Raw genomic sequence first — 15828 nt, forward strand, 5'->3', positions numbered from 1 at the left:
TTTTTTTACGCTAAAACTATGGCTTTCTTGTGATCGTAGGGATTTGCACCGTAAGGGTAAATGTCCCGGGTGAATAAACCATGAATTCAAAGAATACCGGGTTTACATTTCTGTTTTCAACGGTAAACCTGCCAGGAATGCGGTAGTAATTGCCTTTTCCATTATTCCCTTCTTTAATCGGAAAACCATTAGGAAGGACCAGAAATCCCCATTCCAAACTGCTGTTTGTTTTTACGAGTGGAAAATATGGATTCATCTGTGCGAAGTGGCCCCGGTCTCCTCTGGTGGTCACTTCTCCCTGCGACGGGTCAAAGGCAACCCCATTTTTATCCAGGAATTTGAAGATAATTTTATTGGGACCGTTTTTGTCATAGGTAATGTTCAATGGCAATGGGGCTTGGGAAGAAAATCCGGTTTCCGCAGCCACATCAGACGTAGTGAAAAATGGTCCTACAGGCGTTCTAAAATGACTTTTAACCTGCAGGTCTATAGTACAGGCATTTGTTATTGTTCTGGTGCCTTTTTCATTTTTTACCTCCACATCTATTACATAAAGCCCTATTGGTACATTTTCTGTGGCCTGCGACAAGGCGATACGTCCGCCAATCTCGCCAATAGTAAGTGGAACGGAAGGTTTCATGACTATCTTTTTGTTGACCAGTTCCTCTGTTGAATCTGCGGTTGTGATTTCGGCGGTAAACTGCCGGATCATATAGGACCTGAGCATTTCCGGTACAGCTGCACCAGTGGCTTTGTTTCTAACGGCCAGTAATTTGGCATGGACAGGCCCTGTAGAGCCATCCAGTTCAATGGATTTTGAGGTCGTGACATTTCCCTGCGTTGCAATCAGCGGATTTGGTGAATAGTACATGAAGTCGCTGATGAAGCCTTTCTCTGCTTTCTTACAGCCATATGCTGCGACAAGCAGCATTGCACTGGTAAGGAATATTTTTATATAATTTTTTCTCATAATTTTTGTTGCTTAGTCGAAATTAGAAGCGAATAAACGTATGCTGATTGCTCAATACATTGAGGATCCCACCGCTGGAGGGTTCGATGCCGGTGGTCTGACAGTGGGTGCTGACATCTCTGTCGGGGCTGTTATCCGGCAGGGTAATACCAGGGACATCGAGGCCATTATTGACTTTAATGAAAAAGAGGTAATAAATGGGAACGGACGACCATGCATCAGTTGGTTTTGGTTGCAGGATGCGTTGTATGGCAACCTGTGTATTGGCATTGTTGCCAGCCAGTGTAGCTACTTCAGGGGTAGTGGTCATTTCCACCCTTGATTTTACACAATATATGCGGAGCGAATCGGCGGTGATGTCGTTGTACATATCGTTGAGCGTATAGTTTCCGTTCTCATTGATCTTAAGGATTGAATCCTTTTTTATTTTGATGTACCTGTTAATAGAATAATTGGTAGGGGCAAAAAACGTTGCTGCAGCATTCACTTCATCTTTCATCTGGTAATGATCGATGACCATAATCAGGGTGTCAAAGAGTTTATGAGGATGTTGTTTCAGGTATTCATAAGTGCTCAACGGACTTTTCGGACTGCTTAAGCCTCCATCCGTCAGGTAACTGCTTTTCTTGCAACTGGCTAAACCACCCATCGTCAGGGCAGCTATAAAAATGTATAAAATTATATTTTTCATGGTTTTACATTTTAGAACTCCAGAATGGGGTTTGAGTTAATTTTTTATTGATATTTATCAATGCCGGATCAAAAGGCCAGTAGTTCTTTCCGGCGGTAATCTCCGCCATGGCCATTTTTGCACCAAATTTTGACAGGCCGGTTTTACGGGCCAGGCGGATCAGGTCATAATAGCGATGCCCCTCCAGGAAGAGCTCCCTGCCACGTTCTGCAATGATGCCATCGAACAGTTCTGCGTCCGTACCAGTCCATGCTGTCAAACCCGCTTTGCTCCTGATGTCATCCAGGATGGTCCTTGCAGGACCAAATTGGCTTTGTGCGGCTAAAGCTTCCGCTTTCAGCAACAGGATGTCTGCCAACCGGAATATAATCAGGTTATTGTGCGCAACGGCGGTAACTACATTTTGTCCTGAATTGTAGGTGATGTTGGCATATTTGATGCAGATCGGGTCTGTGGTACTGAGCAGGGCAAAGCTTTTGCTGAACCGCAGGTCGTCCATATTGTTGTTATACAATTCTGTCAGGGTGAGCTGATTCAGCGTGAAGATGGCGTTTCCTGTCCGGGTTGTTAAGTAGGGTGTTTTTAAGGTATAGGTGGAAATTCCTTCCAGTACACCTTCATTTGCTTCGCTCTGTGAAATTTCAAAAATACCTTCGGTGGATTTTCCTTTGAAGATGTTAAGAAAATCTTCCCTGTTCAGCATTGTGTAAAAGTTTTGGTCAATTACGGCATTGGCGGCGATGTTGCAATTGGCATAATCTCCTTTCCAGGCATAGATGTGTGCCAGAAGGGCATAAGCTGCACCCTTATTGGCTCTTACCGCCCGATTATTTGCGGAGGTATAATTCCAGCTCAATAAACTTATTGCGGTGTTCACATCTTTAATACATTGTTCCAGCACCTTTTCCTGTGGTGTTCGCGGCAGGTCAACCTGTTCAATAGGATTGCCGGTACTGGTCAGCAGCGGAACATCACCCCAGACCCTTGCCATGAAAAAATATTCAAAGGCTCTCAGGAAATATGCTTCTCCGATGAGGTTGTTTTTAACTTCCGCAGAAGTAAAATCTGAAGTCGGTATGTTCGGGATCTTTTCGATACAGCGGTTTGCCTGGTTAATGGCGCTGTAAAAAGTGTCATATCTTCTCAGTAACATCATCCGGTCGCCGGTTTCAGCGGCAGGTACCGAAATAGACCAGTTCATGTTGGCTACGTCTGCAAAGCGGTATTCACCGGTGGTGTATTCATCTGCTGGCAGGTCTCCGTATGCATAAAAAGCAAGTCCGCCCGATGCCGTAAGTGATTTGCGTAACAAAGCATAGCCACCTGCCACAGAACTGTTGGCATCACTTTCATTCTTCCAGAAGGTTTCATCAGTAGATACACTGACTGGTTTCAGGTCAAGGAATTTTTTACAGGAAGATGCGCTGGTCAGGATCAGGAGCACAGCGATATAAATGGATAGTTTTTTCATCTGTATAGTATTTGATTTTTATCGGTTATGAGGCTGTCATAAGCATACTATGAAGCGATCATGAGCGATGTTTCTCTAATGATAAAAGTTAAAAGGTCAGTTCCAGGCCAAAGGTGTATTTCTTAGGGATCGGATAATCGTTTCCACTGGAGTATCCATCGACTCGTACAGCCTCCGGATCAGGAACAGATGAGTTGGACCAGATTTTTACGTTATCCAGCACCCCATATAACCTGACCATGCGCATACCTGCTTTACGGCTGATTTTTTCCGGTAACCGGTACCCGAGGCGTATATTTTTAATGCGGATAAAACTGGCATCTTCGATAAACATACTCTGGCCGATATGCCATTTATCGACGCTGTTGGTGATTAATCCAGGGTATTTAGCAATGTCACCCGGTTGGCTCCAGAAATCATCAATATTAAAGTTCGAAGCTGGCCCGGACCTTGGTCCCCATAACTGATAGGGCCTATCTGTTCCTGCATCCTGAAATTTGTCCGATAAATAACCATTGCGCAATTTCCTTCCCGAAATAAAGGTCAGCAGCACATCCAGGCTAAAACCTTTATAGCTGAAGGAGTTGGTCAGGCCCCCGGTAATGTCAGGATTGGGATTTCCCACAGAAACATTGTCATTGTAATCGATGATGTAATCCCCATTCTGGTCTACCCTTGCAGGATCACCTGCACTAAATTGGTTGCCACCTACCCACTGGGTAATGCGTTTTCCGGTAAGTGGATCAATTGGTACATCGGATGTGTTCGCGTAAATTCCATTTACCTGCCAGACCTTGTAAGTAAACAGGGGTTCTCCGAGGCTAAGGGTTTGCTGCATCCAGGGATCACCAAAGGTGAAGTCCCGCCCTCCATTGGGGAGTTTGGTGATGTAGTTTTTGTTGTAAGCGATGTTAAAATTGGTGTTCCATTGAAACTTAGATTCCGGGCTAAGATTTCGGGAATTGATACTGAGTTCCACACCCGTATTTCTCAGGTCCACATAGTTGTTGGAGGCTTTACTGAAGCCGGTCGTGAGTGGCAGTGGGATATCAAATACCTTATCTTTTGAATCTCTGATGTAATAGTCTGCCGTTACGCTGATGCGGTCGTTGAACAAACCCAGATCTATTCCTGCATTGAACTGCGGGCTTCTTTCCCAGCTGATGGTAGTAGATGAAGCGGGGCTGTAATAATTGGGATAAACCACCTGGGTGCCGTTGTAAGTGGTTTGGGTACCATATTGCCCGTTATCGAGTACGGAAAAGGGATATGAGCCATCCGTAATGAGCGATTGGTATTGCGCATAATAGGCACCCGGATCATTACCCGTAATGCCATAACTGGCCCTTAGTTTAAAATAAGAAAGTGTACTTTTTAAAGGTTTAAAGAATTCTTCTTCAGCGACGTTCCATCCCAGAGAGGCAGAAGGGAAGGAGCCCCAGCGGCTGTCGGAGCTATATCTAGAGGAGGCATCTGCCCGGTATACGGCCTGAAAAAGATACTTACCTTTATAATCATACACAAAACTTCCCATCCAGGACAAGCGTGACCTCTCCTGAATTTCGTTACTGGTATACAGGTTCGGACCGGAAGCAATCCCGTTTACAGTTTTTACGGCATCTGTATTGCCTACACTGCTGCTATAGCTATTGTTGTTGATGTTTTTCTCCATACCCTGCAGTAAGACCAGGTTGAAGTTGTGTCCGCTTTCCAGAGATTTGGCATAGTTGATCGTGTTTTCCAGTTCCCATCTGTTTCCCTGATAAACATAGCTGTAGGCTTCATTCATGCCACTTCGACTCAGTAGATTAGGTTTAAAATAACTCCTTGTATTGTTACTGATGTTATAAGAGATAGTACTTTTGAAATTTAAACCCGGAATGATGGTATACTGGGCGAAGGTATTCCCATTGATGCTTGTGGTTTTGTCATCGTCCCTCAGCTGGTCATATCTGCCGGTATACAATTCCTGTTCATCCTGTCCGATTTTCCAGAAAGAAGAAGGGAAGCCCCAGGTGGTAAATGGATATTTGTTCTGATCACCCTGACCATGCCTGGCTTTGGTAAGGCCGACAAATAAATTGGTCTGTATCTGAAGGGACTTTGTCGGATTTACCTGCAGAAACAAACTTGGGGTCACGCGTTGTATGTCATAACCTTTCATGACACCTTCTTCACTGTAACGGTTAAAGGAGAAACGATAGGAACTACCTTCCGTTGCATTGGCGATGCTGGCATCCACGTTGCTGATCAGACCCGATTGCAGAAACAGTCCCTGCCAGTCTGTGTTGTTGTTAAAAGCCGCATTTAGACTATCGGTTAACATCATGCTCAGATCACCCAGACCTGCATAAGTTCCGTTTCCGGCATACAATAATCCCATTTTAAGTCTTCTTTCGGCAGTTCCGGTCTGTATAGGCTTTAATGCCGGTTTGTTTGCGACACCAAAATAGCTGGCTACACGGATCTGTGGCGGGGCTCCGATCAAGGGGCGTTTTGTTTTCACAATGATGACGCCGTTGGCGGCCCTGGCCCCATATACCGCAGATGCCGAGGCATCCTTTAAGATGTCTACCGATTCAATGTCATTGGGATTGATGGCCTGAAGCGGACTGCTTCCATAAGCAGAACCAATGTCATTCACATCATAGATCACCCCATCGATCACATATAAAGGAGCAACGTTCTGGTTTAGGGTAACGCTGCTGGCCCCACGGATGTTGACAATGGTATTTCCGCCAGGTTCACCAGAGGTGCTTAAGACATTCAGACCAGCCACACGGCCCTGTAGCATGGCGTCAAATGTAGAGTAGGGGGTGTTTTCAAAGTCTTTCCCCTTTACAGAGGCGATAGCGCCCGCTGTCTTTCTGCGTTCGACATTCTGGTAACCGATCAAAACAACTTCGTTCAGTCCTTTGGAATCTTCTTTTAACTGAAGGTTGATGGTTGTTTTTCCATCTGTGGAGACTTCCTGTCCGGTGTATCCGACAATGCTGAAAATCAGCGACGAAGATCCTTCTTTTCTTAGGGTAATGCTGAACTTTCCGTTTTCGTCAGTTGATGTGGCTGCGGATGTTCCTTTTTGTCTTACAGTAACACCTGGAATTGGAGCATTCGCGGCATCGGTTACTTTACCGGTAATCTTCGTTTGCGCAAAGACGAGCCAGGGAATCAGCAGAAATGCGAATAGCCCGAAACATCTTTTAAAAAAAAATGTAAAAGTTGGGTTCATAATAATAGTTGGTTTGGTTAATGGTTTTGTTGACTCAGATAAAATTAGGCTAGTGCATCAGCTTTCTCCGTGATGATTTTACCCGGTTTCTATCGTTTTTTAACTGCCTGATAACCAATAGTAATTATTTGTGATAACCCAGAATTTTTAATCTACCGCGCTTTAGGTTTCTTTTTATGAGGCCGATGGGGGATACTGTCAAACTTCATTTTATAAGTTGGCTTTAGGTAAGAGTAAGTCGTTGTTTTAAGATTTTTATCCTGCACTGGTTTGAGTACTGCCAATAGATTATTCGCCACATCAGGATTTTGTTTCCTTTGGGTTGCACTAAAATCAAACATCCTGGCGAGATGCCGGGCTTGAGAGGCCATGCTCATATCAGGTAGAGACAGGTAGCCCTTTTCAGTCAGTTGATGGATCAGTTCTGCAAACTCCTGCTGTGGGGCGAGCCAGTTAATTTTAAATATATCATTACTAGCCTCAGTTAACGTTGATCCTGGATTTTGTGAGGGCTGTTCCAGTGTTGGTTCAAGGGTGATCAATTCTACTTTATCAGACAGCAGTAAGATCAACATGTCTGTCATTACGTCCGCAACGCGCTTGGGCAGCGAGATGTGATGGAAAAAATTCAGTTGGATATCCTCAGCTTCCCGAACTTCCTTATAAAATTTGAGCAGGTTTTTAATCACTAAAAGGTCGTTTGGGATGCAGGCGAAAACAGGCTCTTTTCGTAATTTCTTAATGATGCGGGCAAAACCGTAAAAAACATTGTCGATCCATTCATTGATATATTCGTCGATATCAAGTAAGATGCTGTCCCGTTCGAGATCCTCTAATTCTCTGATGCGCAGGCCCCGGGTATCAGTAAAGTCTTCGTTCCCATGATATTGACGATGATAATGCATGAACGAACTCAGTATAGTCACTTCATCACTCTTGTCTGAAGTATACAAAGGCAGGGACTCGAAATTTTCGGAATACCAATCGTTCAGGTCTTTCTTTGACAATTTGTAGTCAGATAAGCTGCTGGTGATATAGGTCGTTGCTGGCTGCTTATCTATCGTCATAAGCAGCCGGCTGATAATGTTCAGGTGTTTTTGGAAACTATCTGTATGTGTGATCATTTTTTTTTCTCAAAGGTGTCGCCTTTTCTCGTTAAATCAAATAGTTTTGCAATTACGTAATTCATCGGCTTCATCATTCTGGTAGTTACATTTTTAGAAAAGTCTGTTTTGTGGCTTGAATAAAGCGCAGTATTGGTTTGTATCTCTAAGAGATTGATTATTATCCATATAAAAGGAAAGAGTAGGATGAATTAAAGCTTTTTGCATCTCGCTTGAGTTGATAGAAAATGCTAAGGCATACTGCTGACCATTTTGAGGATCGGTTTCCCTTTTTCCACAATGTAAGTGGCAAGCTCAACTGCTTTATTACTGCCGACGTTCCTCGCAGCATGAATTTTACCTGCGGGGATAAAGAGGACCTCTCCGGCTTTAAGTGTTACCGGGGGCTTACCCTCAATCTCATATTCGAACACCCCCTCAAGAACATAGATCAGCTCTTCGCCCGGATGGGAATGTTTTCCGAATGAAGCCCCTTTTTCAAAATCTATCCTTACCTGAATGGCTTCGTGTCCAGGGATGCTAAGATCTTGTGTTTGAAGTGCTGTGCGCTTTATTCCAGGCTGCTGCGCTCTGGCCGCTCTTGAGCTGAAGGATAAGGCAAGACTAAAAATAACGATTGCAGTCAGTAAGTAATTTCTATTCTTTTCCATTGTTTTTAATTTAAATTGTTTGATTTCTTAGTCAAACCTACAACTATAATGATCTTAGGATGATCAATAATCAGTTGAAATGGACAAAGTTGGCTATGAAGCAGGCATAAGTAGAGGCGAAACTATTGGAGTCCAATTAATCAGAACCACTGACCGAAATTTTCAATATTTTGGACTTTTGATAAATGAATTTAATTTTATATCATTGTTTTGGTAATACCGACCTAAACCACCAACAAAACAACCGACCAATAAATGAATTCTTTCCTAAAGATTCAAAACAAGTGACGCCATCGTTTAGAAGCGATCAGATTCAGGTATTGTTTGAACAATACTATATATCACTCGTAGCGTTCTCCTGGAGAATTGTAAAGTGTGACGAAGCAGCGCGCGACATTGTGCAGGATACATTTGTCAAGCTGTTAGAAAAAAACTACCTGTTTCAGGACAATGAAAATGCTCAAAAGAGCTATCTGTATGCAACCGTAAAAAACGCTTCTCTAAATTACCTTCGCAGAGAAGGGGTGGCAGGTAAATATCTGGAGGTTAATGATTTCAAGGAGCAGGACGAGAAACTGTTACTGGACGCATTAATCTATGCGGAGCTTGTAGGCCATTTACATAAGGCAGTTGATTCCCTTCCGGAAGTCTGTCAGCGTGTTTTTAAATTATCCTATATCGAAGAGAAGTCGAATCAGGAGATTGCAGAAGAAGTGAACCTCTCTATAAATACGGTTAAAACACATAAACAGAGGGCACTTAAGCTCTTGAGACAGCGGTTGATTCCGATCTACAAAACCGTCAAAACTATTTTTCCTTTCTTTTTTTAAAACCTTTGTCATCCTTTTCTTCAGGCTGCGTGTCTTAGATAATAGGATGGGAACAGCAGAAGGAATATAAACCAAATATTACATGGATTCGAGACATTTTAGAGCAGCTAAACTTATTTCCCTTTTTGCACAAAAACAGATCTCTGAAGCTGAACTTCAGGAACTGAAAGATATGCAGACCGATTTTCCCGAGCTGGCAGATTGGTTAAATGATCGTGGCGTAAAAATGGAAGAAGTCAATGCGCGCCTGGACTACTATCGTTCCATAGATAAAAATGCGGAGTGGGCAGCTGTTTTGAATAAGTTAAAAGAGAAAGAATCCAAAAAGAGTACAGGAAAGAAATGGCGGGCAATAGCCGCGTCTATATTGTTGATCGCCGCCATTGGAGGACTGTTATTCCGATATGGAATGGAAAGCAAAACTACAGCCGAAATCCTACCTGGCAAGAACATGGCTGTTTTGACCCTGTCGGATGGAACTAAGGTCAAGCTTGATGAGCACTCTTCCCAAACCATAGCCGACGGTAAGACCTCTCTCAATGTCCATAATAGTTATCTCGATTACTCGGCCAGCGCAACTACGGAAGTAAATATCCACAAGCTGGAAGTTCCGAGAGGAGGGACCTATCATATTCAGCTGGCCGATGGAACTAAAGTATGGCTTAACGCAGAGTCGGAACTCGAGTTCCCATCCGCATTTACCGGAAAAGAAAGAAATGTAACGGTAAAAGGAGAGGCTTATTTCGAAGTGGCAAAAGACCCTTCCCATCCCTTTAAAGTTAAGGTGAACAGTACTGAAGTGGAAGCTTTAGGGACGGCCTTCAACATCAATACACATCTGCAGGGTCAAAATGTAAAAACCATCCTGACAGAAGGTCGTATTAAAGTTACGGAGAACAAGCAACACAAAATCATCAATGCAGGATATGAAACCATTAGCGGGCAGGGTGATATTCAGGTTAAGGTAGCCAACCTGGACGAAGCACTCTCCTGGAAGGATGGATATTTCTATTTTACCAGCAAAAGCCTGACCGATATTCTTGCTGAAGTATCAAGATGGTACAAAGTTGATATTGACCTGCAGGTAAAACCGACCAGTGATCATTACCACGGAGGAATTCGAAGAAGTGAGTCTATTACAGTCGTTTGTAAGGCTTTATCAGACCTTACAGGACACCAATTTATCATTGAAAAGAATAAGCTCATCGTGAAATAAGCTAAGATTATATTTTTAAAACCAAACCAATATAAACTATAAATCACTCTAAAAGATATGGAGAGAACTTTTGCAACCTGAGGCTACCTGATATTCCTGGTTAACAGATCAATGGTTCGGCCGGACCCCTGATCTTCTACCTTAAGCATTTTTCAAACCAAACTATTATTAACCATAAACCAGTCTAACAGATATGGATAGAATCCTTAGTGCCTTGTCCGTCAGGAAATTGACGGTCTTTCTTATAGGCTTAACCATCTTGATCACTTCCACAAAAAGTGTCGCTCAGACCGTCAATCTTGACTTGAAAAACGCGACACTTGAAAGCGCTTTTTCGGCCATTCAGAAAACCACCAGTTATCGGTTTATTTATAAAGAGGAGACACTTAAACATACCAATCCGGTCAATATTTCGCTGAAAGGAGAACCACTGGCCTCCGCCCTGGATAAATTGCTGGCAAATCAGGGGCTCAGCTATCAGATTCATGATGGAACTATTGTGATTAAGCCAGTTCCGGCAGCACTCGCCAAACCAGTGAAGCCAATCCGGAAAGCGGTACCCGAAGCTCAGATTTCGGGTAAGGTGACAGATGAAATCGGAGCGCCTCTCCCCGGGATCTCCGTGCGGATAAAAGCAAATGCTCTTTTCGGAACGGTGACCAACGCTGAGGGCTTATTTAGCATGAGCAATGTTCCTGAAAAATCTATCCTCGTTTTTTCCTCGGTAGGATTTAAGGAGGTAACTGTAGCAATCGATACGATCACTGACTACGACCTCAGGCAGCTGAAGATTGTGATGAAAAAGGGGGACGGTGAACTAGATGAAGTGGTCGTAGTGGCGCATGGCGTACAAAAGAAAGTCAGCGTGGTAGGCGCCATTGTTACTGTCGATCCGAAAGAGCTCATTGGACCGGGACGTTCACTCACCAATCAACTGGCCGGAAGAGTCGCCGGTGTCTCCTTTAGTCAGGGCTCAGGTCAGCCTGGAAAAGATGGTGCGAATTTCATCATACGGGGGATTAATTCTGTAAGGGGAAGTTCGGAGCCTTTAATTCTCATCGATGGCCTGAGAAGGAATATTGACGATGTAGATCCAAACGATATCGAGAGCTTTTCCATCCTTAAGGATGCCTCAGCAACAGCCGTATACGGACTTGAAGGGGCCAATGGGATCATAGTAATCACCACCAAGACCGGAAAGATCTCAGAGAAACCCAGTGTCAATATGTCCTTGTCGTCCTCAGTCAATAATGCAACTTACAAACCAGATTGGATTGATGCGGTACAATATGCGAAGATGAGAAATGAAGCATTTGTGGTCCGTGGAAAGAATGCTCCTTATTCTGAGGAGATCATTGCAAAATTCGGGGACAAGGATATGGATTTTTATCCAAATGTGGATTGGTATGATGCCTTGATTAAGCCCAACAACCTGGCGCATAAGGGAAATTTTAATATTGGCGGAGGGGGCAATGTGGTCACCTATTATATGTCCGGAGGGTATTATACCGAAGATGGGATGTTCCGTGGAAACCTCCAGTCTTATAACTCTAATGCGAAGTACAACCAGTTCAATTTCAGGTCCAACCTAAGGGCCGACATTAGCCCTACGACGACATTGGGCCTGGGTTTTGACGGAAGGTACAATACGACCACTGAACCCGGACAGGGGACTGGAAACATCCTGGACATCATTAACGAAATCAATCCTACACTTTTCCCGACACAATATTCAAACGGGACTGCTCCGGAAGAATCAGACGGGGCAGTCAATCCCTTCTCCTTATTGAATAAGACCGGCTTTCTCCGGAACTACTCAAATGTGATGTCAACGAATCTGAACCTAACGCAAAAGCTTGATTTCGCACTCAAAGGTTTGTTTTTCAACGGGATCGCTTCCTTTTCAAAAATTAACGATTATAACCATCAGTACATCAAAAACTATCAGCGGCACCGGCCCGATTTTGCCAATAGCTATATGGGGACGGGAAGGGATGAGCAGGGCAATCTGGTGACGATCAATACGACGCCTAACCTGGACGATAAAATGAAATTTATGTCTAGTCCGCCGAGTGGAAACCGGGTGGTGGAAGTCCAGGGAAGTTTGAATTACGCGCATGATTTTGGCAAAGACTTTTCCACTACGGCCCTTGTTCTGTACAAACAGCGGGAGTCTATGGCCGATGTACCGGGCGGGACAGGAACTGACTTATTGATCAATGCGCTTCCGGTGCGGGAGCAGTCTATAGCAGGCCGGATTACAGGGGGATATAAAAACAGATATTTTGCCGATATTAATTTCGGAGCTTCAGGATCTCAGATGTTTACTCCGGATAAACGCTGGTCTTCCTTTCCGTCTGTTGGAGCAGGATGGATGGTCTCGGAAGAAAAATTCTGGGCCGGAATCAGGACGGTAGTCAATCAGCTGAAGTTAAGAGGTTCATATGGTGTAGTTGGCGCTACTGGAGGGGCATCCCGGTTTGGTTATCTGGCTTCCACAGCAGCACGTGATGGCTATACCTTTGGTTTTGGAGGTACCGCCTATAGTGGTGAGATTATTCCCGGAATCGGTGAATCAAAACTCGAGCAGCTTGGACTGACCTGGGAGAAAAACAAGAAATTGAATCTGGGGATAGAAATGGGCTTGTTCAACCAATTTAAATTGGTGCTGGACGTCTTTAGGAATACAAGGGAAGCCCAGCTGATCAATCTGAACCGTCTTCCGGCAACATTAGGTCTACCTGCTGTGCCTCAGGGAAACCTGGGTAAAATGTATTCCAAAGGTTTTGACATGGATGTGGTCTATACCAAGAAATATGGAGATTTCCGAATCAATTACCTCAGGGGAATTCTCACCTATAACGTGAATACCATTGTAGAGAATGGGGAGCTGGATCCTAAAATGCCATACCAGAGTGGTATAGGCCTGGACTGGGGCAGGGATCTCGATTATATCGCCTTAGGGTTGTTCAAAGATCAGCAAGATATCGACAACAGTCCTGTGCAGACCTGGAACAAGGTCCTCCCGGGGGACATCAAATACAAGGATATCAATGGTGATGGGATCATTACACCTGAAGATCGGATCTGGCTGGGAAGTTCCATCCCTAAATGGACCTATTCTTTAGCGATTGATATCAGTTACAAAAACTGGACGTTTGCCACACGTTTAATTGGTAAAGCTGATTTATTCCGCACGATCAGTGGGGGCCGCATTCCTTTTAATGCGAATGGAAGTAAGGGCGCGATTTATAATGCGGCCTATAATGACCACTGGACTCCGGCTTCTTATTCAGGTACACAGGCAACAGAAAACCCCAATGCGATCTATCCCCGTCTGGCAGTAGGTTCTGACAATACGAATAACGCTCAGAAGTCGACTTTCTGGGTAAGGGAAGCGACCTATGTACGCCTTGCAGATATGGAGGTAGGTTACAATTGGATTCCTTCCAATTCAAAGTTCCCTTTTAAGAGCATTTACATTTATGGCAGAGGGGATAACCTGGCTACGTTTTCCAATTTTAAGGATTGGAACCCTGAACAAACTTCTTCCTACGCCTACCCACTCAAACGTACCTATTCACTGGGGCTGGATGTCAAGTTTAAACTGTAACCACAGACCTGTTAATCTATAACTATCAACATGAAACAAAGCGCAATGAAATACTTAGGAATAAAAACAACCGGCCTTATGATCATGATGCTTCTGGCAGTGAACTTGCTTTCCTGTAAGAAGTATCTGGATGCAGAAGAATACCTGCATGAAGTGGATAATTTGAATGACATCTGGAAATCCCGGAAAGACATACGTCAGGCCTGGGCAGCATGTTATGGTCATCTTCCCAATTTTTCGGATATCCATTACAGCTGGCCATTTAGTGGTGCCGGAGACGAGGGACATGCCGGACTGGATACTTATCTCGCTTTGCAACTCTCGCAGAGTAAGTATAATTCAGACAATTTACCTTCGGAACTGAACTATTGGGCCAAACTCTACCAGGCCATTCGAACCTGTAATCTTTTTCTGGAAAAATCTAACCTCGCTGATGATAAGTTATTGAAAAAAGGAGAGGTAGAATCTTATCAGGCGGATGTTAGATTTTTGAGGGCGTACTATTATTCACTGCTTCTGGAAATTTACGGCCCCTTTGTTATTGTCGATAAGACCGTTGATTATGCCAGCGGGAATTATCCGACAAAGCGTGCCAGCCTTCAGGAATGTGTGGATTTTCTGGTGAAAGAGTTGGAAACAGCCGCCCTGAATTTACCTCAACAAGCCGATGTCCTTTCTTCAGATCTTGGCCGTCCTTCTAAAGCAGTGGCGATGGCTACCAAAGCCAGGGTACTTTTATGGGCCGCGAGTCCGCTGGTAAATGGCAATGCAGAGTACAACTCCTTCTTTGATTCGGAGGGCAAACCCTTTTTTGGGACCGGATATGATGAGACTAAATGGGTAAAGGCAGCGGCAGCTTATAAAGAAATCATTGATCTGAACCAGTATCAGCTTTTCACCCTTCCTGCGAATAGTGGTTACCAAACCGTACCGCTGGGGGATTTTCCAGGCAATGATGTCGCCTGGCCAAATGGCCCTGCAGGAATAGATCCATACCGTTCTTTTAAAGCCTTGTTTAGCGGAGGGGATCACTATTGGAATTCTGAGGTGATCTGGCAGGTTTCGAGACCTAATCAAAACTTTAATCTGACTGCCCTGGGCTGGCCGCGGGGACACAAATCTTCTAACGCCATGTATACGGGACGTGTAGCCGCTACGCAAAAAATCGTGGACAGTTACTTCATGAACAACGGAAAGACCATAGAGGAAGAAAACCAAAAACTATACAAGGATATTTCCACATCGAGGGCAACAGATGGATTGTATATATTAGGTGATGGGAGTTATACCAGTTCGCCGATTCATACCAATTTTTTAAAAGGTAATGTTTATCCGGCTGTACCCAATCGCGTGCTGAACCGGGAAGCACGTTTTTATGCGACTATTGGTTTCCATGGACGGGGATTCAAGCAGGATGATAAAACTGATCCTTATTATTATGTGGACTATCGGGCAGAGACTGCCGATGGATATATCGAGACCGACAGGCCTTCTGTAAGAACCGGCTATTCGATTGTCAAATATATCAACGATGGTGATTTGCGAATCGAAGGATCCTTTGAAAAACAATACCCCATCTACCGCCTGGCTGAGATTTACCTGGCCTATGCAGAAGCACTTAATGAAAGCGCTCCTGGTAACCCCGATATCCTGCTTTACCTCAATCAGGTACGGTATCGCGGAGGTCTTCCTGGTTACCTGCAAGGTTCAAAGGAGGAGATTCGTAAATGGATCAAGCGGGAGCGTCTCGTGGAATTGGCATTTGAAGGCAAACGCTACTTTGATATGCGACGTTGGAAAGATGCTGAGGATGTACAGAGAGATACCTGGGGCAATCCTTCCGGGGTAGGTGGGTCAGTATATGGCATGAATTACCGAGCTACGGGCATCAGTTTTTATGATCGTACAATTATTGATGGATATTCCTTTAAAAAGAAGAATTATTTCTTTCCTCTGCCATACGTAGATGTTTCCAATCATTGGGGAAAACTGATTCAAAATCCGGGATGGTAGCAACAAGATTATTCAATA

At 44.1% G+C, this 15828-nt stretch carries 10 protein-coding genes; 4 read left to right on the forward strand and 6 right to left on the reverse strand.

All coding sequences use genetic code 11. From position 1 onward, the window contains the following. Positions 1 to 16: 16 nt before the first annotated feature. The 6 genes from AAFF35_RS11560 to AAFF35_RS11585 form a co-directional block, all read right to left on the reverse strand. The gene (locus tag AAFF35_RS11560) at positions 17 to 970 is read right to left on the reverse strand and encodes a hypothetical protein (RefSeq protein WP_342332645.1); all 954 of its coding nucleotides are present in this window, start codon (positions 968 to 970) and stop codon (positions 17 to 19) included. Between the two features lie 22 nt (positions 971 to 992). Then, the gene (locus AAFF35_RS11565; RefSeq protein ID WP_342332646.1) at positions 993 to 1661 is read right to left on the reverse strand and encodes a hypothetical protein; all 669 of its coding nucleotides are present in this window, start codon (positions 1659 to 1661) and stop codon (positions 993 to 995) included. Between the two features lie 4 nt (positions 1662 to 1665). Further along, positions 1666 to 3132: a RagB/SusD family nutrient uptake outer membrane protein gene (locus AAFF35_RS11570; RefSeq protein WP_342332648.1), complete on the reverse strand. Its 1467-nt coding sequence runs from the start codon at positions 3130 to 3132 to the stop codon at positions 1666 to 1668. Between the two features lie 88 nt (positions 3133 to 3220). Beyond that, complete coding sequence (locus AAFF35_RS11575; RefSeq protein ID WP_342332649.1) at positions 3221 to 6364, reverse strand: SusC/RagA family TonB-linked outer membrane protein; 3144 nt, start codon at positions 6362 to 6364, stop codon at positions 3221 to 3223. 152 nt (positions 6365 to 6516) lie between these two features. Continuing rightward, on the reverse strand, positions 6517 to 7488 hold the full coding sequence (locus tag AAFF35_RS11580) for a hypothetical protein (protein ID WP_342332650.1): 972 nt from the start codon (positions 7486 to 7488) through the stop codon (positions 6517 to 6519). Between the two features lie 230 nt (positions 7489 to 7718). After that, entirely contained in the window at positions 7719 to 8138 is a 420-nt protein-coding gene (locus tag AAFF35_RS11585) for a cupin domain-containing protein (RefSeq protein WP_342332652.1), read from the reverse strand. 185 nt (positions 8139 to 8323) lie between these two features. On the opposite strand from AAFF35_RS11585, the gene AAFF35_RS11590 reads away from it, so the two are divergent. The 4 genes from AAFF35_RS11590 to AAFF35_RS11605 all read left to right on the forward strand — a co-directional run bounded on the left by AAFF35_RS11590 (position 8324) and on the right by AAFF35_RS11605 (position 15810). Continuing rightward, a complete protein-coding gene (locus AAFF35_RS11590; protein ID WP_342332653.1) occupies positions 8324 to 8968 on the forward strand; it encodes an RNA polymerase sigma-70 factor in 645 nt (214 codons plus the stop codon). 82 nt (positions 8969 to 9050) lie between these two features. Next, positions 9051 to 10184 (forward strand): FecR domain-containing protein, encoded by a 1134-nt coding sequence (locus AAFF35_RS11595; RefSeq protein WP_342332654.1) that lies wholly within the window; start codon positions 9051 to 9053, stop codon positions 10182 to 10184. A 193-nt stretch (positions 10185 to 10377) separates the two neighbouring features. Continuing rightward, positions 10378 to 13797, forward strand: coding sequence for a TonB-dependent receptor (locus AAFF35_RS11600; RefSeq protein WP_342332655.1), 3420 nt, complete (start codon positions 10378 to 10380; stop codon positions 13795 to 13797). Positions 13798 to 13827: 30 nt separating this feature from the next. Then, a complete protein-coding gene (locus AAFF35_RS11605; RefSeq protein ID WP_342332656.1) occupies positions 13828 to 15810 on the forward strand; it encodes a RagB/SusD family nutrient uptake outer membrane protein in 1983 nt (660 codons plus the stop codon). The last annotated feature ends 18 nt before the right edge of the window (positions 15811 to 15828 follow it).

The sequence above is a fragment of the Pedobacter sp. FW305-3-2-15-E-R2A2 genome (assembly GCF_038446955.1).
Classification (GTDB): domain Bacteria; phylum Bacteroidota; class Bacteroidia; order Sphingobacteriales; family Sphingobacteriaceae; genus Pedobacter.

Excerpts from the sequence above, each read along its gene's own strand:
- AAFF35_RS11560 (WP_342332645.1), bottom strand. The coding sequence starts at position 970 with ATGAGAAAAAATTATATAAAAATATTCCTTACCAGTGCAATGCTGCTT.
- AAFF35_RS11580 (WP_342332650.1), bottom strand. The coding sequence starts at position 7,488 with ATGATCACACATACAGATAGTTTCCAAAAACACCTGAACATTATCAGC.
- AAFF35_RS11595 (WP_342332654.1), top strand. The coding sequence starts at position 9,051 with ATGGATTCGAGACATTTTAGAGCAGCTAAACTTATTTCCCTTTTTGCA.
- AAFF35_RS11575 (WP_342332649.1), bottom strand. The coding sequence starts at position 6,364 with ATGAACCCAACTTTTACATTTTTTTTTAAAAGATGTTTCGGGCTATTC.
- AAFF35_RS11605 (WP_342332656.1), top strand. The coding sequence starts at position 13,828 with ATGAAACAAAGCGCAATGAAATACTTAGGAATAAAAACAACCGGCCTT.
- AAFF35_RS11585 (WP_342332652.1), bottom strand. The coding sequence starts at position 8,138 with ATGGAAAAGAATAGAAATTACTTACTGACTGCAATCGTTATTTTTAGT.
- AAFF35_RS11600 (WP_342332655.1), top strand. The coding sequence starts at position 10,378 with ATGGATAGAATCCTTAGTGCCTTGTCCGTCAGGAAATTGACGGTCTTT.
- AAFF35_RS11590 (WP_342332653.1), top strand. The coding sequence starts at position 8,324 with ATGAATTTAATTTTATATCATTGTTTTGGTAATACCGACCTAAACCAC.
- AAFF35_RS11570 (WP_342332648.1), bottom strand. The coding sequence starts at position 3,132 with ATGAAAAAACTATCCATTTATATCGCTGTGCTCCTGATCCTGACCAGC.
- AAFF35_RS11565 (WP_342332646.1), bottom strand. The coding sequence starts at position 1,661 with ATGAAAAATATAATTTTATACATTTTTATAGCTGCCCTGACGATGGGT.